This window comes from Erythrobacter ani (genome assembly GCF_019204025.1).
GTDB lineage: Bacteria > Pseudomonadota > Alphaproteobacteria > Sphingomonadales > Sphingomonadaceae > Erythrobacter > Erythrobacter ani.
On sequence record NZ_JAGSPB010000002.1, the window covers coordinates 297,826 to 319,182 of the forward strand.

15 protein-coding genes and 1 tRNA gene are annotated in these 21,357 nt (G+C 59.0%); 6 read left to right on the plus strand and 10 right to left on the minus strand.

Annotated features, from left to right (window positions below; translation table 11 throughout):
* Positions 1-2: 2 nt before the first annotated feature.
* The 4 genes from KCG45_RS08520 to pdeM form a co-directional block, all read right to left on the minus strand.
* The gene (locus KCG45_RS08520) at positions 3-674 is read right to left on the minus strand and encodes an HAD family hydrolase (RefSeq protein ID WP_218316845.1); all 672 of its coding nucleotides are present in this window, start codon (positions 672-674) and stop codon (positions 3-5) included.
* The gene (locus KCG45_RS08525; RefSeq protein ID WP_218316846.1) at positions 671-2,098 is read right to left on the minus strand and encodes an SLC13 family permease; all 1,428 of its coding nucleotides are present in this window, start codon (positions 2,096-2,098) and stop codon (positions 671-673) included. The genes KCG45_RS08520 and KCG45_RS08525 overlap by 4 nt, the downstream gene beginning before the upstream one ends.
* 177 nt (positions 2,099-2,275) lie before the next feature.
* Complete coding sequence (gene infC, locus KCG45_RS08530; protein ID WP_190786527.1) at positions 2,276-2,794, minus strand: translation initiation factor IF-3; 519 nt, start codon at positions 2,792-2,794, stop codon at positions 2,276-2,278.
* Between the two features lie 101 nt (positions 2,795-2,895).
* Positions 2,896-3,603 (minus strand): ligase-associated DNA damage response endonuclease PdeM, encoded by a 708-nt coding sequence (pdeM, locus tag KCG45_RS08535; protein WP_218317598.1) that lies wholly within the window; start codon positions 3,601-3,603, stop codon positions 2,896-2,898.
* A 45-nt stretch (positions 3,604-3,648) separates the two neighbouring features.
* On the opposite strand from pdeM, the gene hemF reads away from it, so the two are divergent.
* Both hemF and KCG45_RS08545 read left to right on the plus strand, forming a co-directional pair.
* Positions 3,649-4,503: an oxygen-dependent coproporphyrinogen oxidase gene (gene hemF / locus KCG45_RS08540; RefSeq protein WP_218316847.1), complete on the plus strand. Its 855-nt coding sequence runs from the start codon at positions 3,649-3,651 to the stop codon at positions 4,501-4,503.
* Positions 4,503-4,841 carry an I78 family peptidase inhibitor gene (locus KCG45_RS08545; protein ID WP_218316848.1) on the plus strand — a complete coding sequence of 113 codons (339 nt, stop codon included), beginning with the start codon at positions 4,503-4,505 and terminating at the stop codon, positions 4,839-4,841. The genes hemF and KCG45_RS08545 overlap by 1 nt, the downstream gene beginning before the upstream one ends.
* Positions 4,842-4,914: 73 nt before the next feature.
* On the opposite strand, the gene KCG45_RS08550 is transcribed toward KCG45_RS08545, so the two are convergent.
* Complete coding sequence (locus KCG45_RS08550; RefSeq protein ID WP_218316849.1) at positions 4,915-8,199, minus strand: autotransporter domain-containing protein; 3,285 nt, start codon at positions 8,197-8,199, stop codon at positions 4,915-4,917.
* 245 nt (positions 8,200-8,444) lie between these two features.
* Here KCG45_RS08550 and KCG45_RS08555 point away from each other — a divergent pair, with 245 nt between their 5' ends.
* Positions 8,445-10,535, plus strand: a complete 2,091-nt coding sequence (locus KCG45_RS08555; RefSeq protein ID WP_218316850.1) for a RelA/SpoT family protein — start codon at positions 8,445-8,447, stop codon at positions 10,533-10,535.
* Positions 10,535-10,894: a VOC family protein gene (locus KCG45_RS08560; RefSeq protein ID WP_218316851.1), complete on the plus strand. Its 360-nt coding sequence runs from the start codon at positions 10,535-10,537 to the stop codon at positions 10,892-10,894. Before KCG45_RS08555 ends, KCG45_RS08560 begins: the two co-directional genes overlap by 1 nt.
* On the opposite strand, the gene KCG45_RS08565 is transcribed toward KCG45_RS08560, so the two are convergent.
* Positions 10,891-11,307 (minus strand): DUF1905 domain-containing protein, encoded by a 417-nt coding sequence (locus KCG45_RS08565; protein WP_255548095.1) that lies wholly within the window; start codon positions 11,305-11,307, stop codon positions 10,891-10,893. The two genes, KCG45_RS08560 and KCG45_RS08565, sit on opposite strands and share 4 nt — an antisense overlap.
* Positions 11,201-12,286 carry a peptidylprolyl isomerase gene (locus tag KCG45_RS08570; RefSeq protein WP_218317599.1) on the minus strand — a complete coding sequence of 362 codons (1,086 nt, stop codon included), beginning with the start codon at positions 12,284-12,286 and terminating at the stop codon, positions 11,201-11,203. The genes KCG45_RS08565 and KCG45_RS08570 overlap by 107 nt, the downstream gene beginning before the upstream one ends.
* 300 nt (positions 12,287-12,586) lie before the next feature.
* Between KCG45_RS08570 and KCG45_RS08575 the strand changes: the two genes are divergently transcribed.
* Positions 12,587-12,677: transfer RNA gene (locus tag KCG45_RS08575), tRNA-Ser, on the plus strand.
* 495 nt (positions 12,678-13,172) lie between these two features.
* Here KCG45_RS08575 and KCG45_RS15485 read toward each other — a convergent pair.
* Positions 13,173-13,298, minus strand: a complete 126-nt coding sequence (locus tag KCG45_RS15485; protein WP_255548096.1) for a hypothetical protein — start codon at positions 13,296-13,298, stop codon at positions 13,173-13,175.
* 777 nt (positions 13,299-14,075) lie between these two features.
* On the opposite strand from KCG45_RS15485, the gene KCG45_RS08580 reads away from it, so the two are divergent.
* Positions 14,076-15,095, plus strand: coding sequence for a sigma 54-interacting transcriptional regulator (locus tag KCG45_RS08580; protein ID WP_369410762.1), 1,020 nt, complete (start codon positions 14,076-14,078; stop codon positions 15,093-15,095).
* Positions 15,096-15,098: 3 nt separating this feature from the next.
* Here KCG45_RS08580 and KCG45_RS08585 read toward each other — a convergent pair whose 3' ends face one another.
* Together KCG45_RS08585 and KCG45_RS08590 are read right to left on the minus strand one after the other, a co-directional pair.
* A complete protein-coding gene (locus KCG45_RS08585; protein WP_218316854.1) occupies positions 15,099-18,260 on the minus strand; it encodes a hypothetical protein in 3,162 nt (1,053 codons plus the stop codon).
* A 134-nt stretch (positions 18,261-18,394) separates the two neighbouring features.
* Positions 18,395-21,097, minus strand: a complete 2,703-nt coding sequence (locus tag KCG45_RS08590) for a hypothetical protein (RefSeq protein WP_218316855.1) — start codon at positions 21,095-21,097, stop codon at positions 18,395-18,397.
* Between the last annotated feature and the right edge of the window lie 260 nt (positions 21,098-21,357).

Here is a 21,357-nt window from a genome sequence, read left to right on the forward strand (position 1 = left end):
GGTTAGGCCAGTTTTTGAACCTCGTCATGGCCCGAGACTACGAACTGCGCCCCGCCATGTAGCAGGCGAGCTCGGAGCCCGACATCAGCATGGGCTCCACCAACGAATCCGATCGCTCTCATGCCGGCCCTCTTTGCAGCTGTGATGCCGTGCAAACTGTCTTCGATCACGGCGCATCTTCCCGGTGACACGCCAAGCGCGGCTGCCGCGAAGAGAAACAAGTCAGGCGAGGGCTTGCCGCGATCCACCTGCTCTGCCGAATATATGTGAGGCGCGAAGAGGTCGGCCAGCCCGGTCATCGTGAGCTTTTTGCTCAGGCGATCTGGCGGCGACGACGATGCGACCGCAACCGACCCGGAAAACGCATCGACAAGCTCGCTTACGCCGGTAATTGCTTTGAGCTCTCGCTCCACGCGCGGCCAGAGCCGCGATTGTAGGCGCTCCTCGAAATCGTATGGAAACTCTCTGTCTGCGCGCGAAAGGTAGTCACCGCGCAACTCACGATGAAAGTCCGGGTTCGATAACCCGACGAACCGAGTCAGATATTCCTCATCGCTGTATCTCAAACCATCCTCGGCCAGCAGCTCGCGTTCGACGGCAATATGGATGACTTCGGAATCTACCAGCACTCCATCGCAGTCAAAAATGATCGCCTCGATTCCCGAAAGTGTCATAGCGCAGCGATCATCCAGACCATCCCGACGATCACTCCGATCCCGATGATGTCGAGCACGAGCCCGGCCTGAACCAGCCTTTCGATCCGCAGCCGCCCGGTGCTCCACGCAATCGCATTGGGACCGGTTCCCGCAGGCAGGATAAAGCCCCAGCTGGCCGCGAGCGCTGCCGGCATCGCGATCAATATCGCCTGTTCACCAAGGCCAAGTGCCGCGGCGAGACTGGCGACCACCGGTATGACGGCGCTGGCGGTCGCCACATTGCTGGCGAATTCGGTGATGAGGACGACCATCGCGACGATTGCCAGCGCCATCAGCACAAGCGGCACCGCCTCTAAGGGAAGAAGCGCATTGCCTAGCCATTCGGCAAGTCCGCTCGCCTGCATGCCCGCGGCAAGAGCCAGTCCGCCGCCGAACATCATGATGACATCCCACGGCGCGCGGTTGGCTTCATTCCATACCAATAACGGGCGACCCGTGCCGTCCGGTAACAGGAACAGTGCGAGGCTGGCGATCACGGCGATGGTCCCGTCGGTCCAGCTGTTCTCCGGCAGGTAAGGCGCGAGCCAGAGCCTCGTCGTCCACAGCACGAACGTTATCGCGACCACAGGAACGAGCCGCTTTTCTGCCGAAGACCAGGGCGCGTGATCGTCTATCGCAGCGCGCGCCGCAGCGATGTCGAAGGGGTGCGAAGCGACTCTCTGGACCCGGCTGATGATAAACGCGGCAAGCGGTACGCCGATAATTACGATGGGTAGGCCGAACATCATCCATCGGGCAAAGCTGATCTCCAGCCCGATCATGCTGTCGAGCAGCGCGACAGCGATCCCGTTCGTCGGTGATCCGACAATCGTGCCGAGACCGCCTATCGTCGCTGCAAAAGCGATGCCCATCGGTAGCGCACCGTTTATGCCTTCGGTTGGCGGGAGTGCCTGACCGTCGCTCTGTTGAGCCCCCCCTGCCAGCACGGCGAGTGCCATGGGCATCATGATGAGCGCGGTCGATGTGTTGGAAATCAGCATCGAAAGGATCGCGGCCGAAATCATGAATGCCAACAACAGGCGCGTCTGACCGCCGCCTGTGCCGATAGTTTTGAGGATGGCGAGGCTCAGCCGCTTGTGCAGTCCCGTGCGCTCGATCGCCAGGGCGATGAATGCGCCGCCAAGCAGCAAGAACAGGATCGGCGCGTAATAGGCGCTGGCGGCGTCCCGCGCGCTCATGATCCCGCCCAAGGGTAACCAGATGAACGGGAGAAGGGCAGTGGCCGTTAGCGGGATCGCCTCCGTCATCCACCACGCGGCCATCCAGATCACCAGACCCGCGACCAGCCATGCACCCGGCTCCATTCCCGCAGGCGGCGCCGTAAAATACGTGATCGCAAAGATCATGGGGCCAAGGAATAGCCCGATCCGGCGCGCTGTCATGATGGCTGGCTTCCCCTTGATCCCATGCGCAAAGGGGTATCAGCCATCGGCGCGGCGCCGCAAGCGTCGGCCGGGCCTTCGTCACCAGTCGCGACGCGCGCCGCGGCACGCCGGCACCATATGAAAAAGGCGGGCATCCGTAGGAGACCCGCCTTTCGGAACTGGTTCAATGAGCCACTATTTCGGTGCTAGCACCATCAGCATCTGGCGTCCCTCAAGACGCGGGAATGCTTCGACCTTGGCGATTTCTTCTACGTCTTCCTGAACCCGCTTGAGCAGGTCCATGCCGAGGTGCTGGTGTGCCATTTCGCGTCCGCGAAAACGCAGGGTGACCTTCACCTTGTCGCCGTTATCGATGAACTTGTTCACGTTCCGCATCTTCACGTCGTAATCGTGCGTGTCGATATTGGGCCGCATTTTGACTTCTTTGATGTCCTGCGTTTTCTGCGATTTACGCGCAAGATTGGCCTTTTTCTGCGCTTCGAAGCGATATTTGCCGACATCGAGGAACTTGCACACCGGCGGATCGGCATTGGGCGAGACTTCGACAAGGTTGAGCCCCTTGTCCTGCGCCTGTTCGACAGCTTCGCGGGTGAACATCACGCCAAGGTTTTCGCCTTCGTCGTCGATAACGCGGACCTTGGGGACTTGGATAAACTGATCGTAGCGAGGGCCGCTTTTAGTTGGCGGGGCCATCGAACGCCGAGGTGGACGGGCTATGTGAGAATCTCCTGTGAAAGCCTTTGTGTGCTAGGCGCGCTATGTAAGCGGAAACGCCTCGTAATTCCACAAGAGTCTCAGGCCGCCTCGCGAAAAAGCGGGAACCTGACCAATTTGCCCTTTGCTGGAAGCACTGCATCGATCTGGTTTGCCGGGCCCAAGGCCTTGAGGATTTCCGGGGCGCCTGCGTCCATTCCGCCGGTATAGGCACCGAAAGCCGGCAGGATCATGCGATCGCCTTTGCCGCGTGTCCTGCTCACCACCCCGCAGGGGCGGGCAATATGGCGGTTCCTGACCTTCAACCGCATCTTGGGATGATAGTGTCCTGACAATTCGGGCCGGGTCTCGCCGCGCTTTGCCTCGTGCCGCAGGACAATGCCGTTCAGCTCCAGCTCCTCGACCAGCGTCGCTCCGAAAGCCCGGCTCATCTCTTCGTCGTGGTTGCCGGTGATCCACACCCAGTCGAGCGCGCGTGTAAGGGATTCGAGCATTCCGCTTGCGTACGGATCCAGCCTGCTCGTTCCCGCATTGTCATGGAAATTGTCGCCAAGCGTGATCACCCGCCGCGCGCCAGTCGCCTTTACGCTGTCGGCCACGCGTTCCAGTGTTTCGCGGCTGTCATAGGGGGGGAGCATCTGCCCCTGTTTCGCATACCAACTGCCCTTTTCCAGATGCAGGTCCGCGACCAGCAGCGCGCGTTCGCGCGGCCAGTAGAGCGCGTTGGATTTCATCAGGACAAGCTCCTCTCCAGCGAAGGAGAGAGGGGCGAACGAAACGGGAACCATGGCTTTCACTTGCCGTGGCTTGGCAGCTTTGGCAAGAGGCCATGCATGGATTGGGAACCTTACACACAAAGAGCGCGCGGCTGGTTTGAAAGCCTGCGCGATCAGATATGCGCCGCGTTCGAGGCGATCGAGCGCGAAGCGGGCTCCGATGCCGAATTCACCTACACGCCGTGGAGCCGCGAGGAAGAGGGCAATGACGATCCCGGCGGCGGCACGCAGGGCCTGATGAAGGGCAAGGTGTTCGAGAAGGTCGGTGTCAATGTATCGACCGTGCGCGGCAATTTCCCGAAGGAATTTGCCGCCAACATCAACGGTGCCGACCCCGACAATCCCGGTTTTACCGCAACTGGCATCTCGCTGGTCGCGCATATGAACAACCCGCATGTGCCCGCGGTGCACATGAACACGCGGTTCTTGACGACAGGGAAGGCGTGGTTCGGGGGCGGCGCGGATCTCAACCCGCCGATTCCATACGAGGAAGACACCGAAGAGTTTCACGCTCAGCTTCGCGCGGCCTGCATGGCGCACAACCCGACCTATTACGACCGGTACAAGAAATGGGCGGACGAATATTTCTATCTGCCGCACCGCGAGGTTCACCGGGGCGTTGGCGGGATATTCTACGACCATCTCGAATGCGACGATGATCCGTCGTGGGACCGCAATTTTGCCTTTACTCAGGATGTCGGCAAAGCGTTTCTGGAGATATATCCCAAGCTCGTACGGAAGCGGATGGGAAGCGATTTCACGCCTGAGGATGAGGCGCAATTGCTTGAATATCGCGGGCGCTATGCCGAGTTCAACCTGGTCTACGATCGAGGAACGATCTTCGGTCTGAAGACCGGTGGCAATATCGATGCCATCCTGATGAGCCTGCCCCCGCGAGCGACCTGGAGCTGATGCGCGCGGCTGAAGCCTGCGCTGCAAGCGTTCTGTCTGTGTTGCTGACCGGCTGCGCTACCCCTGAACCATCGCCTCCCTCAGCGCGCGCGCAAGGCGGTGAGGCTGCTGTCGAGCAATTCCTGCGCGCCAATCGTGCGTGCAAGGATGACGAACTCGGCCGATTCCTCGGAATGACAGCGACCGAGCAGACTATATCTGAAGTGAAGGCAGCCAGCGGCGCAATCTCGGTCCGGCTTTTGCCAGTCGGAAAGCCGGTTTCGGCAGAGGGCGCGACAGGGAGGATTTCGATCGAGCTTGACGAAGCCAACCGCATCTCCCGGCTGTACTGCGGTTAGCGCTTAACACCTCGTCCCAAAAAAGAAGGGCCGCAGATTGCTCCGCGGCCCCTCATTATCGATGGCGTTCGCTTTAGAAGCGGAAGCCCACTTCGACCATCGCGCGATCATCGCGGAAAGCGCTGCGATCGATAGCGGTTTCGAACCCTGCGCCAATGCTGAACATGCCGTTGGTGACGCTTACGCCGCCGCGGACTTCGCTCCAGCTTTGCTCGCCATTGGCTAGCGGGAGGAGGATGCCGACCTCGTCTGCTGCGGCGAACCGCACGGTCAGGCCATCATTCCCCCCGGCGATCTGGCGGACGTAATCGGCCCGCAGCTCGGGAGTGACAGACCAGTTGCCGCGCAGCTTGTGCTCGCCCGCCAGCTTGAACCCGCCGCGGGCCGTGACCGATTCCATGGTGAGGGAATCGATTGCGAGTGCAGTCTGGGTGCCTTGCTCCTCGTAACCGCCAAGGTTCACCCGGTCGTATGACAGCTGCGCACGAGGTGTGAAGGTGACGCCCTCGATGACCGGCACGTTGAGGCCCGCTTCTGCAGACAAGGCGTACCGGCTCATGGAGCTGGCTCCGTTCAGCTGGCGCTGCGCCTGGCTGTCGAAACCATTGCGCTGGGTATCGAGCTCGACCGTTTCGAGGCTCGTCACACCGCCGATGTAAGCGTTTCCGCCCAGATCGTATGAGCCATAGGCCGAAACCTGGGTCGTGCGCGACCGGTTTTCCGACGATCCGCTAAGCTCGCTGCCTTCGGCATAGCCGAGTGCGATGCCGAAGGTCGCATGGTCGGAAACACTACGCTCGAGACCCATCCCGAAGTAATTTCCGAACTGACCGCCTTCATTGATCCCTGCGGAATTCCCGTCGGACGAGCCGAACACGCCGCCGGAGATGAAGCCCGAGAAACCTTCGGGAAGAGTCGCGAACGAGCCGGAGCGCGGTGCGAGATCGGTCACTCCCATCCGGACATCGCGATTGCCGGTTGCCGACGCCAGTCCCATCCGCATGGCTTCGGGTGCGCCCATGATCGCGAGCGAACCGCTGTTGCCGCTGCCCATGACCGAAAGGCGATCACTCACCGCAAAGTTCAAAAGCTGGCTCTGACGGTTCTGGAGCAGGGTCGAACGCGAAAGGCCGGTCGGTGCAAGTCCGTTCAGCGTGGCGGTCAACGCTGCGCCGTCCATCACATCGATGATGCCGTAGAGATCGTAGAGGTTGTCATACGATCCCTCACGCAGCTGATCGAGGGCGGTTGCAAACGCTCTCGCGGTCGGATCGTTACGGCCGATGATATCGACCAGTGCGCCTGCACGCAGTTCCGCGGTGATGGCATTGCTGCCATAGGTCAGCTCCGGACGCAGCACGCCCTGGAAGCTGGCGATGTTGCCGAACGTGCCTTCGATCCCGCCGCCCGCTGTCGCGACGGTGATCGTGTCGCCGTGGCGCGGTGCACGGCCAGCCTTGTTGAAGACCAGCGTTGGTCCGACGCTGTCCGTGTCCGTCGGATCGGAAAGCGACAAGAGACCGGTCACGGCAAGGCTGTCTGCCCCATCGCGGCTGGCATCGATGAACAGTGAGCTTCCAGATGTCATGATCAAATTGCCATCGATGGTCAGCGTTCCGAAGGAATCGGCGCCGCCCGGCGCAATTACCGTCAATGCCGTGGTCACGAACGGAGAAACGAGCGTTCCGGTGCCGGTCAGGAAACCGGTGAGCAGGAATGATTCGCGCGCCTGAAGCGTGCCATCGATATTGGTCCACCCTGCGATCTGAGTGAAATCGCCGAGAGACGTCAGCGAACCACTATCCGCAACATCGAGCTTTGTGATGCCGTTGACCGTGAGCCGATCGATCACGATATCCGCATTGCTGAGCGTCGTGGTCCCCTCTGCGGACAATGTGATGTCGAAATAACGCGGGCGCTGGATGCCCGGAATGCCGACAATGTTGTTGGGCACGAAATTTTCCGTGCCAGGTCCGTTTTCGACCTGCAGAGCTTCGCCTTCCGAACCGACGACTGCATCCTGTTCCACTGGAGTGCAGAACAGGCTGTCGAAGCAGAGCTCGCCGAATTTCGCCCCGTCGCCAGTAATCCCTGCACCGCGCGCATCGGGCAGGCGGTTGATAAGCTCACCATCGAGGTCAATCATGTAATTGGGATCGATAGACTGTACCCAGTGATCGGGATCGGTCCACTCACCATCGCCCGCTTTGTTGGTGGCGTACACATACGGGTTATTGGCGACAATAAGGTCCCAGAACGCATGTAGGGGCTGATAGAAGGAATGGGTTCCGTAGCTGCCGAAGGGTTGATCAGCGAAATAGCGCGAGCCGCCGGAAAGGACGCCGGCGACGACTTTTCGATCGTACTTCTGATCGACGATGAGAGGGCCGCCTGAATCGCCGCCCCCGGTGCTGCCTTCAATCGGCAAAGCTGCGTCGTCGTCACCGAACAGGCGGAAATCGAATTGGCCGTCAGCGAAACTGTATTCGCCGCTCGGATCGCTGAAGCTGGTCCAGTACAGATTCTGCGGAAGCGCACCCGGCTCGTCGCCAAACAGGAACGCATCGCGGTCGTCGAACGATCCGAGGAAAGACACGTAGTTTTCCGCAGCGCGCCGCCGGAAACCGCCCGAATTGACCGATCCCTCTGTGCCGACACCCGTATTGCCATAACCGGTGACGGTGACGTGCTCCTGACCATCGAGAGGGGTGAACAGCAGCGCCCATGTAGGGATGTCAAACGCAGGCGTATCGAGCGTCGCGATCGCAACGTCCGCGCTCAGGAAGTCGCCGAAAGGGTTCTCGGTCGAGCGCTGATCGTACCAGATGTGCTCTGCGTTGAAATATGCATTGGCGACCGATGTCGAGAAACCGCTTTGGAGCCAACCGATGATCCCTTCGAAGGTGTCGTTCTGGAATCCGAAGGAAATAGGGACGCCGCCTGCTGCCGCGCCGTAGGCTTCTTGCGGCCTGCTGTTGACGCAGTGAGCCGCGAAAATGACCATACGCGGGTTAACCAGCGAACCGGTGCAGGTGCCGACCGTGCCATCGCCATTCCAGACGATCATCTGGCCGATGCCGTTGATGTTTTCCGGGTCGAGAATTCCGTTCGGGGGGAACTGGTTCGGATCGAAACCATCACGAACCACGATGCCGGGCTGATCCTCGACACTGTCTGGATCGAGCGAAATCGTTGATGCCGCGCCTTCCGCGAGCATTGCGGAGATATCGATACCCCCGACAGGCGCAGTGCCAGTTTCCGAATTTCCAAGTTCATTCGCCGAAGCCGAGCAGGCGAAGCCAAGCGTGAGTGCGGAAGCGGCAGTAAGCAATCCGCTGCGACATGCGGTCGTGTTCATTGAAGTCCCCTCATATAGATGCGTGAAGGGAAGTTCCTTTGAAACGAATCGCCGGAATGCCCCTCCAAGCCGACAGGTTACGAAATTCTGAACGCAAGGAAAGGGCTCTAACCGATTATTTTCGCGTCATTTTGGGTAAGTTAACAGGTTTGTCTGTGTCCGTGTGTCCGGCCCGGCAGAACTCAGGAGCGACAGCTCGGCCTTAATGCTTGCTCCCGCTGCGCGCAGCGCACATATTCAAGCGGATGCTCCGCCAGTATGAACTCGTAGAAAAGGTCAAGGATTACGACCCTGACGCTGATGAAGCGGCGCTGAACCGCGCTTACGTCTATACGGTGCAAAAGCACGGGGCCCAGAAGCGCGCGAGCGGCGATCCCTATTTCTCGCACCCGATCGAGGTCGCGGGCCTGATGACCGACTTGCAGCTCGACGAGCAGACCATCATCACCGCGCTTCTGCATGACACGGTTGAAGACACGCTGGTCACGATCGAGGATATCGAGGCAAATTTCGGCTCCGAAGTTGCGCGGCTGGTCGATGGCGTGACCAAACTTTCCAAGATCGAGGCCATGCCGGAGGACGAGCGGGCGGCGGAGAACCTTCGCAAATTCCTGCTCGCCATGTCGGAAGATATTCGCGTGCTGCTGGTCAAGCTGGCGGACCGGCTGCACAACATGCGCACGCTTCATTTCATCAAGAAGCCAGAAAAGCGCCAGCGTATCGCGCGCGAGACAATGGACATATACGCCCCGCTGGCCGAGCGTGTCGGCATGTACGAATATATGCGCGAGATGCAGGCTCTGGCATTTCGCGAGATCGAGCCGGAAGCCTACGCCACGATTACGAAACGGCTGGAGCAATTGCGCAGCCAGGATGGCGGGCAGGTCGATGCGATCGCGCTCGCAATCAAGCAGGCACTTGCTGAGGCGGGGCTGAAGGTCGAGGTTTCGGGCCGAGAAAAGCACCCTTTCTCGATCTGGCAGAAAATGTCGGAGCGGCATGTCAGCTTCGAACAGGTCACCGACATCATGGCCTTTCGCGTCATCACTGAAAATGAGGCCGATTGCTATCGCGCGATGGGTATCCTGCACACGACGTGGCAATTTCTGCCGGGCCGGTTCAAAGACTATATCTCGACGCCAAAGAACAACGGCTATCGCAGTCTCCACACTTCATTGATGTATGAAAATTCGATGCGGGTCGAAGTGCAGATCCGGACGCGGGAGATGCATCAGCGAAACGAATTCGGGCTGGCCGCGCACTGGGCGTACAAACAGCATGACAAGGCCGACGGCGAAGTGGGCTGGCTTCGCGACCTAATCGAGATTGTCGATACCAGCCACGATGCTGAGGAATTGCTCGAGCATACGCGCATGGCGATTTATCAGGATCGTATCTTTGCATTCACGCCGAAGGGGGCTCTATTCCAATTGCCCAAGGGGTCCACTTCTGTCGACTTCGCCTTCGCCGTGCACACCGACCTTGGCCTCGCCACGGTTGGCGCGAAGATCAACGGCAGGCACATGCCGCTGCGAACGCCGCTGAACAACGGCGATGTCGTGGAGATCATCAAGGGAGCGGGCGCCGAACCGCAGCTTTCATGGCTCGGCTTTGTCGTCACGGGGAAAGCGCGGGCTGCGATCAGACGTGCCGTTCGCTTGAAAGAGCGGGCCGAAGTCGCCCAGATCGGATCCAAGCTGTTCGACGAAATCGCCGCACGCGTGCCCGCCCGCATCGGCAAGAAAGCGATCCGGGACGCCATCGAGCGGCTGGACATGGACGGACCCGAAGACCTGATGTTCGCCATCGGATCGGCGAAGCTGACCGATCGCGAAGTGATGGAGGCGCTGGTGCCTGGCTGCACGGCCGACCTTGGTGAAGACGAGGATTGGTCGGCGCGCGAGCGGGCGATCTCGATCAAGGGACTGACGCCCGGCGTCGCGTTCGAATTGGCGACTTGCTGTCACCCGGTCCCTGGCGACCGAATCGTCGGTCTGAGGCGCAAAGGCGAAACGGTTCTCGTCCACGCCATCGATTGCCTGGAACTCGCCAACGGAATCGACACCGACTGGCTCGACCTGTCTTGGGGCAAGAGGTCGCACGGCGCCGTCGGCCGGCTCTCGGTCACTCTATACGACAGACCTGGCACATTGGCCGAAATGGCCGGAATTTTCGCACAGAACAAGACGAACGTGACCAGCCTCGTGCAGACCCAGCTCGACCATCCGTTTACATCCTACGAGATCGATGCCGAAGTGCAGGATCTGGCGCACCTCAATCGCATCATCAGCGCTCTGCGGGCCAGCGATGCAGTCGCGCAGGCAGAGCGGATCTGATGGCCATTGTTGGCCTCGATCATATCCAGATCGCCATTCCCGAAGGCGGCGAAGGCAAGGCGCGTGCGTTTTACGGCGACATGCTCGGCATGCACGAGGCTCCAAAACCGGACAACCTCGCGCCGAGCGGGTGCTGGTTCGAACGCGGATCGGTGAGCCTCCACATCGGTATCGATCCGGACTTCATGCCCGCACGCAAGGCGCATCCCGCGCTTCTGGTGGATGACTTGGGCGCTTTGCGAGACCGGCTCGAAGCGGCCGGATACGAGATTGATGACGGCAAGCCGATCAATGGATATTCGCGTTGCTTCAGCTTCGATCCGTTCGGCAACCGCATCGAATTCATGGAGAGAGTTTAGAGCAGCTCCAGCTTCAGTTTGACCGGATTACCTTCGGCCAGGTTCTCCTGCTGCATGACCTTCTTGCTGATGAGAAGGACCCACTCACACTGCTGCTTTTGAGGAAACACCGAACTCTTCCATTCGGTTTCCCCGACACGCACCCGGACCTTCACCGAGCCGAAGCCGCGCCGCTTGCCGAATTCGAGCCGTTGCAGCCGGGCATGCATCGTCAGCGCTTCCGCTTCGCTGCCGGTGAATATCACGAGGTGATATGTCCCCCGGTCCCCTTCCCAACGTACCAGAGGCAGAACAGCAGAAAGCGCGTCACTCACCGGCGGCGGGTCGGACGGGTGCGGGAATATTGCAAATATCGGCGCCGCCTGCCGGAGCAATGAAGAATGGATCGCGGCGATTGGCTCGGGAATCGGCATAGCGCGCGAAGGTCTCGCCTCCGGTCGAAAGATATTCGAAGGCAGGGCGCTCGCCTTCAGGCAAGTCGCTGGCTACGCGGATCGACAGAATCGGCGTGCGTTTGTCAGCTTCTTCCTCGGTATAGAAACCGAGCGTGCCAGAGCCGCGTGGCAGCGAGGATAGGTGCTCCATCCCGCTGACGATCCGCCCGACCAGCGCGATGTTGCGGTCAAGATGGCGCGGCGCATGGCCGATCACAGTATAGAGCTCGGCCCCGCTTCCCGTATCTGGCGAGTAATTTCGACCCACGCCGACCATGCCGTAACAATGGACAGGCCAAAGCGCGTCCTCACCGAAGCCTACCGGCCAGCCGTTCTCAAACTTTGCGGCGGGCGCGTAGCTGTCCTTTTGGACAAGGACGAGAGGAGCCTGCGATCTCATAATCGCAATCGTTGGGTTACCCGCGCGTGTCGCCTCAACTGCAGAGGCGGCTGCTCTCAAATCAGCGGATTCGATCTCTGCTCGCCTTTTCGCAAGTTCCAATACGTCGTTCCTAAAGCTCGTGAATGCCGCTCCTTGGACGGCATAATCCTCCTCGCCCATAACGTTCAGCCCATCCGGTAACGGCTTGGTTTCTGCCCCTCCGCTTTCGGGATTGTCGTGTCCGGGATCGCCCCATTGGACGACGTAATTATCCTGCACCCGGTTGACCGAAATCCCGTCATACCAGCGTGCGCGGGCGAGGGTGCGGATGTTCTCTACCCACCCTTGCGAAAACGGCGCGGGCATAAGCTGGATAATGACTTGGCGGGCGTTTCTTTCCGAATCGGGCGCAAGGTCCATCACCAGCAGGTCGTCGGGCGAAATGGATATCCAGTCGGCTGGCGGTGCCTGCTCTACGATCTCGTTAGGGGAGGGGGCACCTTGCGGTTCGTCCTGAGCGGAGGCGGGGAAGGTGAGAGTGAGCGCGGCGATCGCCGTTACCAGGAAATATTTCATACCCTGCATCTTGGCAGGATGCTCGCGCACAAAAAACCCCTTCTCACACGTTTTCGAGGGCGAAAAGGGGCTCTTGCGATAGCGTTCGCAGGGAATGCCATTCCGCGCAGCGCCATCCAATGCGAGTCGTATAGCACGTTTTCGGCGCCATGACGCGTCGAGAATACGGTTCGCCTTGCCTTGAACCGCATCCATCGCTATCCGCGCCGTTCTTGTCTCGACCCAGCAGCGCTCGAGCAGCGTAGCGACAGCGCGAAATACCGCGTTCAAGCAGCAAAGCGACAGCGTGGACAAGAGCGCGGAGCGGTGGCCGAGTGGTCGAAGGCGCACGCCTGGAAAGTGTGTATACGGTAACCCCGTATCGTGGGTTCGAATCCCACCCGCTCCGCCATACATCTTTAGCACTAGTCTCGAGTTTGAGGAGCCTTCGCAACTCGCGGAGAACAGGCGGATTTTACAGGCCAATCTGTAACGCTCGCATCATTCCAGCAGCCTCCTGAGCGATTTCAGGGGCCTCTTGGAGGCCCCGTCTCTTCGTTAGCGAACATCGGTTCGGTTTGCCATGATCTCCCTGTTAACCAGCGAAGAACAGCCAATTTTGGAAATCTGAGCCCCAAAACAGGCAAGTTTGGCCGGTTCTCGTGCGATCGGCCCGCATAAATCATCGACTTTTCGGCGGTTTATGCGGCCGATAATAGGATTCCCGGTTAATCGACCGAACAGGGAACGTAAACGCACATAACAGGGACTCTAATCGCCCATATCAGAGTAGTTGATCGGCAGAGCCGGGGATGCCCGCTTCGCCAAAGCCCAGCGCCTTGCGCTGCTTCGACCAGACCAGAAGAGCGTCGATCTTCTTCAGCTTCTCCAGATTAAGATGAAGCGGCTACCGCCCATCGAGGATCGCGCTCTGGATGTCGGGCGCGACAAACGCGAGGCGCAAGACATTGCGATCGTATCGCGAGCCGGGCACGATGTCGATCAGAAGCATCCTGCGCTCGCTGCGCAGCATAGAGTGGGCCTTGCGCAAAGCGGCGATCGGCACCGGACCGGGCTGCGGCGGTCGCGATGTGGCTGAAACGATCCTCTGCTTGCTGCCGCTCTATGCGAACCGGATCGGCAACAGAATGGTGACGGTGTCGGCAGCGCGATCGAGGACTATCTCGTCTTTAGCGAACCGCGCGATGCGGCTTGAACCTCGCCTCTACCCGATGCAAGTCTGTAATCCGCGCTCCCTTGTATGGACCGATTGTATGATAGCCAAGGGATCGTCCACCTTGTGATCCGAGGCGCGACACGCGACTCCTAGCACCGGAAGCCCGGTCAATGGTTATGCCATGGTCAGGCTGTGACGCGATGTGCAGGATGGGCCTGCGGGTCTGCGTCGAAGACAACAATGCTTCGACCGAGCGCGAAGTCGAGCGGAATATACTCGCTCCGTCGATTTCAAATAATGGTGGTTATCCAGCCGTTTGTACCATGCCGTCCGCGAGATGGAATGGCCGGAATACCGCGACTGCAAAATCCCGAAGACGAGTTGAAGTCGCGCTTTATCAAGAGGTAAAGAAGGTTAAGTCATTATGCTAACCTGACTGACGATTATTCATGTAACGATTGGTCTTGTTGTAGAACCATTTCAGCCTGGTGACTGGAATTTCGCTGTTGCTATTGGTAACCAGTTCAATGACTAGTTAAGCACGGTCGTGCCAACACCTGAGTCGTAATGGCTGGATGTTGTAATACCCATGAAAATTCGCTGATCGGTGGGATCAGTGGGACCGGGGGGTAGGTGGTACGAGACGTTCAAGGCAAGAGCTTTAGAATTCAGGGGAAGTCCCCTGTGATTAGACACGCTGTTGCCACGCTTGAGCGTTTCGCAGAATGCGACATTCCGATATTGATCTATGGCGAGACCGGTACCGGCAAAGAGTTGTTTGCCCGCACTGCGCACTACAACAGCGAGCGCCTCAAAGAGCCGTTCATCCCGGTCAATTGCGGCGCGCTTCATGACAGTCTTATTGAAAGCGAGCTTTTCGGTCACTGCCGCGGGGCCTTCACCGATGCAAAGCGAGATCAGCCCGGCTTGGTTGCGTTGGCGGAAAAGGGCACGCTGTTTCTTGATGAGATCGACACGCTTAGCGCGCGCGCGCAGGTCGCGTTATTGCGCTTCCTTCAAGATCAGCAGTACCGCCCGGTTGGCGGCGCAAACGTGCTGACTGCGGATGTTCGCGTGCTTGCGGCGACCAACGCAAACCTCGATCACCTGGTCGACCAAGGATTGTTCCGTCAGGATTTGAAGTTCCGCATTGATGTCGCTGCGATTGGCGTGCCCCCGTTACGCAATCGCGGGCCTGATCGGTTGCTGCTCGCTGAGCACTTCCTTAAGCGTTTTGCCAGCCGTTATGGCAAGCGCCTATCCGGCTTTGGCTCGACAGCGAAAGACGAATTGTACGCTCACAACTGGCCGGGAAATGTGCGTGAATTGGAAAATGCAGTTCACCGTGCTGTTATCCTGGCGGACAAAGGCAAAGTCGAACGGCTCGAACTTGGCTTGGAGCATCAGGAGCCGGCGCGTCCCAATATGGATATGGCGATCAATATAGTGACAAAGCCAGATTTCCGCGAGGGGATGAAAGCGGCGCGCGCATGCTATTTGCGCCAGTTTGAACGCGAGTATCTCAGCTGGCTGCTGCGCAAGACACACGGAAATGTCAGCGCGGCGGCGCGCGTTGCTCAAACCGAGCGGCGGCACCTTGGCCGCGTTATCAAGCGCACCGGCCTTTCGCCTGATAGTTTCCGCACAGGGTAGGGGTCACCTGTCACGATCACCGTCGACTTGATTTATCCAATCGACCAGCGCCTGACGATCGGCGTCATCCATCGGCATCATTTGAGGCATCTGATATGGTGACGGATGAGCGTTGGCATAGCCCGGTTCATTCTGCCGGTTGTTCAGTAAATAGTTCTGATTGAAGTCCATCAAGGGCGAATTGAACATTTCGTCTTCGATGATGGTGACCCGCGCATGATGCGATGGTTGGCACCATGTGCCCTCACGTTGCCGACGCCTCAGCTCGCTTCTTGTGATCGAGATCGCATTTCTTCCGTTTCTGGGAGGGACATAGTCGGGCCCGCTGCTTATTGAATCCCATGTTGGTATCAACAATCCAAGCCCGATGCCGACCACCGCACCCACGACAAATCCGATCGCCGTGCCTGCGCCTGGCACCACTGACCCCGCTGCGGCGCCCCACGCGCTACCGGCAGCCATCCCGCCGAGCACCGCCGAAGTTCCACCAATGACGGTCGCACGCGTCAATCGATATCCCACTTCGCCTGCTGAATTGTCACGGCCATCGAACAGCATTGAGCCACTTTCAATGATGAAATCGCCTGCGCCACCGGCAAATCGACCGCCACCACGAGCCATAAAGCGTCCTAACATTCCCGCTTCAACGCCTTCCTGCATCATGTAACGGCCAGCGCGAGACATGGTGTAGGTCTCCGCAAAGGAACCGATACCCCCACGCACGCCTTCCCTCGCCGTTGCTTCACCTATCCGGCCATATGTATCCCATTCGCTCCAGTCGCTGTTGCGTTCGGCATAGATCTGTTGGAGTCCGCCGAGGCCAGCGCCGAAACCTGTGCCGTGTATGCCATAGGTTCTTGCTGCGTGCAGATCCCCACGAACACCGCCTCCTCTGGACATGGAGTGCATCGCTTCTTGAGTTTGGTAGCGTCTAATAAAATCATTCGCTCGCGCGCGCTGCGCATCATATTGCCCTCGCGCTTGCGTCCTTCCAGCGGGATCATTGGCAACGACTGTATTTGCAGCCATACGCCCTATCCGGTCTATGATCGTGAAGTGCTCTTGCGTTGTCAGCCTGCCATCAGCCAGCGCCGCATCGATCGCCTGCACATTGTTGTAAACCGTTCCGTCTGAAGCGGTTTGCGGCGCCTGAGCCAGAACCCCGTCGTAGACACGTTGCATTGCTGCGCGCTGGTAGTTGTGCAGGCGCGATTGCCCCCCTGATGCCGTCGCTTCGCGCCGCATTGGCTGGCGCAGGGCATCACGAAATCCGGTCACGTCTGCCGGATCGATATGAAGCTGGCCGTTCGCAGCGGCCGTAACTGGCCTTCCGTCAAGGTCAAAGCTGGCCCCCTCATTCAGCATTGCATGCTGATTTTCGAAATAGCTGGCATAGCGCTCGAGCAGGTTGGCCGAATTTGCCCGAGCTGAATTTGTGTTTCGTGTCGCTGTAAAGCGGGGTTCTCCTGCTGGGGCCTCGGGTCGCAGGCTCTCATGCAGATTGGCAAACCCGCGCTCGAAATTACGGGCAACATCGGCGTCATAATCGGTATTCGCCATAACCTGACCCTGCGCTCTGGCGGCAAGATCATTGATATGCATTTGATGTTCGAGAATGCCGATGCGGTTATTGCCTAGCGCCGCATCAATGTCGGCCAGGGTGCGAAGTTCCGGCCCTCCATCGCCGACATCAATTGGCCGGTCCTGAAGTACACCGTTGTATATTCGCTCAATCGGCGCGCGCTGGTAGTTCGCAGTGTCGGATGCGCCGCCGGTTGAAGAAAACGGATCGCCAATCAACGCGCGATAAGCATCGAAATCATCGGCGTTGACCATGAGTCGGGCTCGTTCGCGGACTTGGGCTGGAGTGCGCCCTCTGCTGGAAACCTCCATAAATCGTTCAAAGCTGGTTGAGCCGGGGGACGCGTCGAGGTTCTTCGCATGCCCTTCCAGGTACGTTGAGAATTGCTGAGTGAGGCTGCGGCTGCTCGAAATCTGGGTGTCAGGAACCCGGGACTTGAGCGAGATATCGTTCTGCATCCCGAAGCGAGACTGAAAGTCGGTCATCGGATGGTTGGCCACCACCGAATTCTGATCAATAACACCCAGGCCATAAAGCGCGTCGCGCGAGGTTCCAAAATAGAGTTCTGACAGCGCTCCTTGACGTCCGCTGGCATTTTGATTGGCAAAGGCATTTGCCATGCCAAGATCGCGCCTGCTGTGGAATGCTGAGGCAGTGGTGACCCCATGCTGCAAGGTCATGGCCGAGTTTTGTGACTCAAACTGGTCGAGCCCAAACGGGTCGCCGTGATAGAGGTTTCCATATCCCAACATTTGAGAGGAGTTGTTGGGATCAATCTGGCCGCCGATGTTAAGAGCGGTTACTTGGTCCAGATACTCGCCAAGCTGCATGCGTGGCAGGCCATTGACCGCGCAATAGGCATCGAACTGCCGCATGGTCATGACCGGCTGACCTTGGAGATCGGCGGCGACGCCGTTGATGAGAGACATGTCGCTGACCGCGATAATGTCCATCGCGCCGTACATGCCTGGAACCAGCTTGATCAGGCCGACGGTCGTGCCGTTCTCAATGTCTTCTAGCCACAGATGACCCAATTCAATGCGGTAATTAATCTCGGTCTCAAGCCGTCCGCTCAATATTTCGAAGGCGAAGTAGTCGACCTCGACCAACGAGTGATTTGCGAGCCAGTCGCGCACAGCAAGCGCGCGGATTGCTAGATCCATATTGCCGACGCCAACCACGTCTTCTGTGTAAGGATCAAAGCTCCAGTCAGGGTTCGGTTGGGCGGGGCCGGGCATGAGAGGATTGGCGGGAACTGGATTTTCAGTTGTCGGTGCCTGCAGGCTGTAGCGTGCGCTTGGCCGTTCGCGCACCTCGAGAATGCCTTCGCCTGACAGCAATTGCGGTGCCAGCCTAACGGCTTCTCGCTCTGCCGGATCGCTTGTCGAGCTCACGCGGCCCGGCCCAAAGCCGAAGCGGCTGATCTGTGCCCGGTGAACCAGTTCATGCGCTAGGGTGGTTCCATCCGCGCTGCGTCCCAGTGTGATCCCGCTATCGGTCGCCACGCCATGCGCGCCGAGCTGAGTAGCAAGACCTGAACCATTGTCACGCGTGATTGCTGTTTCGGCCGTTGGTACACCCAACCGTCGTTCTGCGCGGGCACGGATACCTGATTGGCTCTGACCAAGGCGGGTTGAACGCGCGGTATTGTTATCTCCACCCGCCTGCTGGGCTCTCGCCCGCCTGCGGGCGGATTTGCGCTGGCGTGATCGGGCCCTCATGGCACAATTGGTGTCCGTGGCATCGAGCCAAGATTGACGCCAAATTGACCAACCACATCTTGGAACGAGCCGCTAAGCGTTTCATAATATGCGGGATTGGCCGCCAGCGGAAAACGGTATGCTTCTACCGCTGCCCCATTGGATCCGTAGACGGTGAACAACTCGGCTTCCGGAATGATATAGCCGCCGGTTGTGAATACGGGATCGTTGCCGATGATGTTGTGCGCGGTGTAGTTTAGTCCTCGACGTTTCAGCCATTGTTCCATCTGGTTGCGAATCCACTCGTTATACTTACGGGGATGAGCCACAAAATTGTGCGGATCCAAGGTCGAAAGCATCTGCCCTGGAAGTGCGTCCTTGGTTTGAGCATGCGGAATCACATGTCCACGACTATGTGTTAGGGCGAAGCGTGGATCGTACATGTCGGAGGTTGGCATCGGCATGCTGCGAGGGCCGGTATAGCTTCCACCAGGTCGTAGGCTGATCAACCCGGTATGCACCGCACCGGGCGAATGGACAATAAAATCAGAGGTGCCAGTGCCATATGTGGTGAGCGTTGCGTCAGGCACACCTCCAGGCCGGTAGCCGTAGAAAGCCGGAGCCCATTCGCCAGTTGGAAGCCGCTGCCAGATTGCACCTTCACCAACATAAGGCAGCACGCCCGTCCCGCGATCAGCGACATGTTGACCCCATTGGCTAGTGATGGATCGAGCAAAAGTGTCAGGCACGGTTGGTCCGGCCCAGTCGATGCGTGGTGCGAGCAGAGCTTCCAGCCCTGGCATATTTGCCGAAAGCGATGACGCACCTGCGCTCGCGGAGGCGGGAAGGGCCAACTGCGTGGTGGGAGGTACGCCGAATGCGCTATTGGCGACCAATCCAGCGAATGGATTCGCGGCACCAGCGTACTGCGCATAGGATGGCATGCCTGTTATCGGGATGCCCTGCGGTGCATTGACTGACCCTAGCAACATCGCCCCTTCGCCACTGGCGAGCGGAGTGACCGTTCGACCGGCCGCAGCGTCAAGCAGCAACGGAGAAACGCTCGCTGCTGGTCGGGGAACTACCGTTCCCATTGCATTGACCGATGCGATATTGGCGAATGGTGACCCGCCAGCAGTCCCAGGACCTAGCAAGTTCGCTTCTGGCCAAAAACCCATCTGGATCTGCGAACTCGAGGCGGGTGAATAGGCACCCCAACCGCGCTGGCCGAGTGTGACTGCTGTGGGAAAACGTGGGTGCATCACGGCAACAGATGTCATGTTGGCGGCGGCATCATCACCAAACATGGCGGCCCACGTTCCGCTTTCCAGAACTGCCCCGGTTTGGCTTCCGGCGCGGCCAATCACCTGGTAACCGGTATTACTGACGCGGATGGTCACACCCTCGGCGGCAATTGTGAGGTCAATTACACCATTCCTCACAGGCGATGCGATTACACCAGTCGGCAATTGTCCGCCCGTTTCAATTGCTGCCAATGCTTGCGGCCCTGCCCCGCGCAAGGTGCCTAGGACTCGTCCAGCTATCGGCAAGGCCGCACCAAGCCCGCCTCCCAGGCCTCCAGCAAGAGCAATTTGACCCGGCGTATAAATACCGCTGTCGTAAAATGCCTGCATGTCTGGATCAGATAATTGGACCCCGGAGGAGTACCAGTTTGATGCAACCAAAGGACCAGCGCCACCGACTACGCCAGACCCTAAACCAAAGGCGACAGATCCACCAAAGGTAAGTGTCGGACCCAAATAAAACCCAAGGCCAAAGGTGGCCACGGCGATGATCCCGTTGACAGCGAGTACGAAGTTCCCACGGTCCTGTTCGGCTCCATGGCCCTCTAGCCAGTTTGCGTAGCTGATTTGCCCGGCATCGTAGGCTTGGCCAAGTTGAAGTTGACGTGATTTAGCGCCTCCCGTCACGACGTCGGACAACAGTGCCGCACCTCCAGCCCTGGCCCTACCTTGGGCAGAAATAGCGATGCGAAGGGAATCGCCGAAAGAGAGCTCACGACCGTCATCTGGGTAATCATCTTCATACGCCGCCGCGTATTCCCTTAGATTTTCATACCCCGTCCGCTCTCGGGGATTGTCATCTCGCCATCTAGTATCTGCCGTGATGTAGTCTGCAAAACTTCCGTCAATGAAAGCGGAAAGCTCAGCTCTTCGTGGGCTCACGAACCCGGCAGTTGGGCTCGTGTCTATGCCTTCCAGTTCCGCTAGAATCCCACGAAGAGCTGTGTCGATTTGGGGCAGGGCGCCAGCTGCAACCTGATCATGATTCTTCGCTACAAGGCTGCGGCCCGCCGCCAGCATGTTTTGCGCTCTGCGGCTGAGTTGGATTGCGCGATTAACATCTTGCAACTGGCCTTCAACCGCCATGATGATATCACGCCCGGGCCCACCTATTGCTCGATCTACAGCACCGATAGAGAGCAGCCCTGCGTTTGAAGGGACGGAGTTGCCGCGAAATGTGAAAGTCAGGACCCCGCCGGTGCCTCCACCAACGCCTTCAGGATCGACCAGTGCGATTGTCACTTGTTCCTGCATTATGCCGGGATCGGCTGCGATCCATTGTCTTTGAATCTCTTCTTGGACGATCGCGCTCATGCTCGCTTCGCCTCCGATCCCGGTTGTTCCGAGCGTGTATATCTCCGCCAGCCAACCGGAACCGTTGCTAGCCAAGGTGGAGGTGATTTCCGGATCGACCAATCGGTCAAGCGCTATGGATACTTCGGTAAGCGTACGTTCGTTTGTAGGCTGCTCTCCGGTATGGCCAGACACCTGTTGTCCGCGCCGGCGTGCAGCTGCGTTTAGCGCATTCCAGTCAGAGGCACCCAGCCGCTCGGCCAGTCTTGGATAGGCTGAGAGCGGCATCGGAGTGCCAGCAAGCGGTTGAATGACCACCTCGGGGTCGTCAAAATTTCGAGCTGCACGCGGCTTTTCGCGCACTTTGAGCGCGCTTTCTCCGC

Bases quoted from the DNA above. Each gene is read 5' to 3' on its own strand.
- KCG45_RS08550 (WP_218316849.1), bottom strand. From the start codon at position 8,199: ATGAACACGACCGCATGTCGCAGCGGATTGCTTACTGCCGCTTCCGCA.
- KCG45_RS08570 (WP_218317599.1), bottom strand. From the start codon at position 12,286: ATGAAATATTTCCTGGTAACGGCGATCGCCGCGCTCACTCTCACCTTC.
- KCG45_RS15485 (WP_255548096.1), bottom strand. From the start codon at position 13,298: ATGCTGCGCAGCGAGCGCAGGATGCTTCTGATCGACATCGTGCCCGGC.
- infC (WP_190786527.1), bottom strand. From the start codon at position 2,794: ATGGCCCCGCCAACTAAAAGCGGCCCTCGCTACGATCAGTTTATCCAA.
- pdeM (WP_218317598.1), bottom strand. From the start codon at position 3,603: ATGGTTCCCGTTTCGTTCGCCCCTCTCTCCTTCGCTGGAGAGGAGCTT.
- hemF (WP_218316847.1), top strand. From the start codon at position 3,649: ATGGATTGGGAACCTTACACACAAAGAGCGCGCGGCTGGTTTGAAAGC.
- KCG45_RS08520 (WP_218316845.1), bottom strand. From the start codon at position 674: ATGACACTTTCGGGAATCGAGGCGATCATTTTTGACTGCGATGGAGTG.
- KCG45_RS08555 (WP_218316850.1), top strand. From the start codon at position 8,445: ATGCTCCGCCAGTATGAACTCGTAGAAAAGGTCAAGGATTACGACCCT.
- KCG45_RS08525 (WP_218316846.1), bottom strand. From the start codon at position 2,098: ATGACAGCGCGCCGGATCGGGCTATTCCTTGGCCCCATGATCTTTGCG.
- KCG45_RS08560 (WP_218316851.1), top strand. From the start codon at position 10,535: ATGGCCATTGTTGGCCTCGATCATATCCAGATCGCCATTCCCGAAGGC.
- KCG45_RS08545 (WP_218316848.1), top strand. From the start codon at position 4,503: ATGCGCGCGGCTGAAGCCTGCGCTGCAAGCGTTCTGTCTGTGTTGCTG.
- KCG45_RS08565 (WP_255548095.1), bottom strand. From the start codon at position 11,307: ATGCCGATTCCCGAGCCAATCGCCGCGATCCATTCTTCATTGCTCCGG.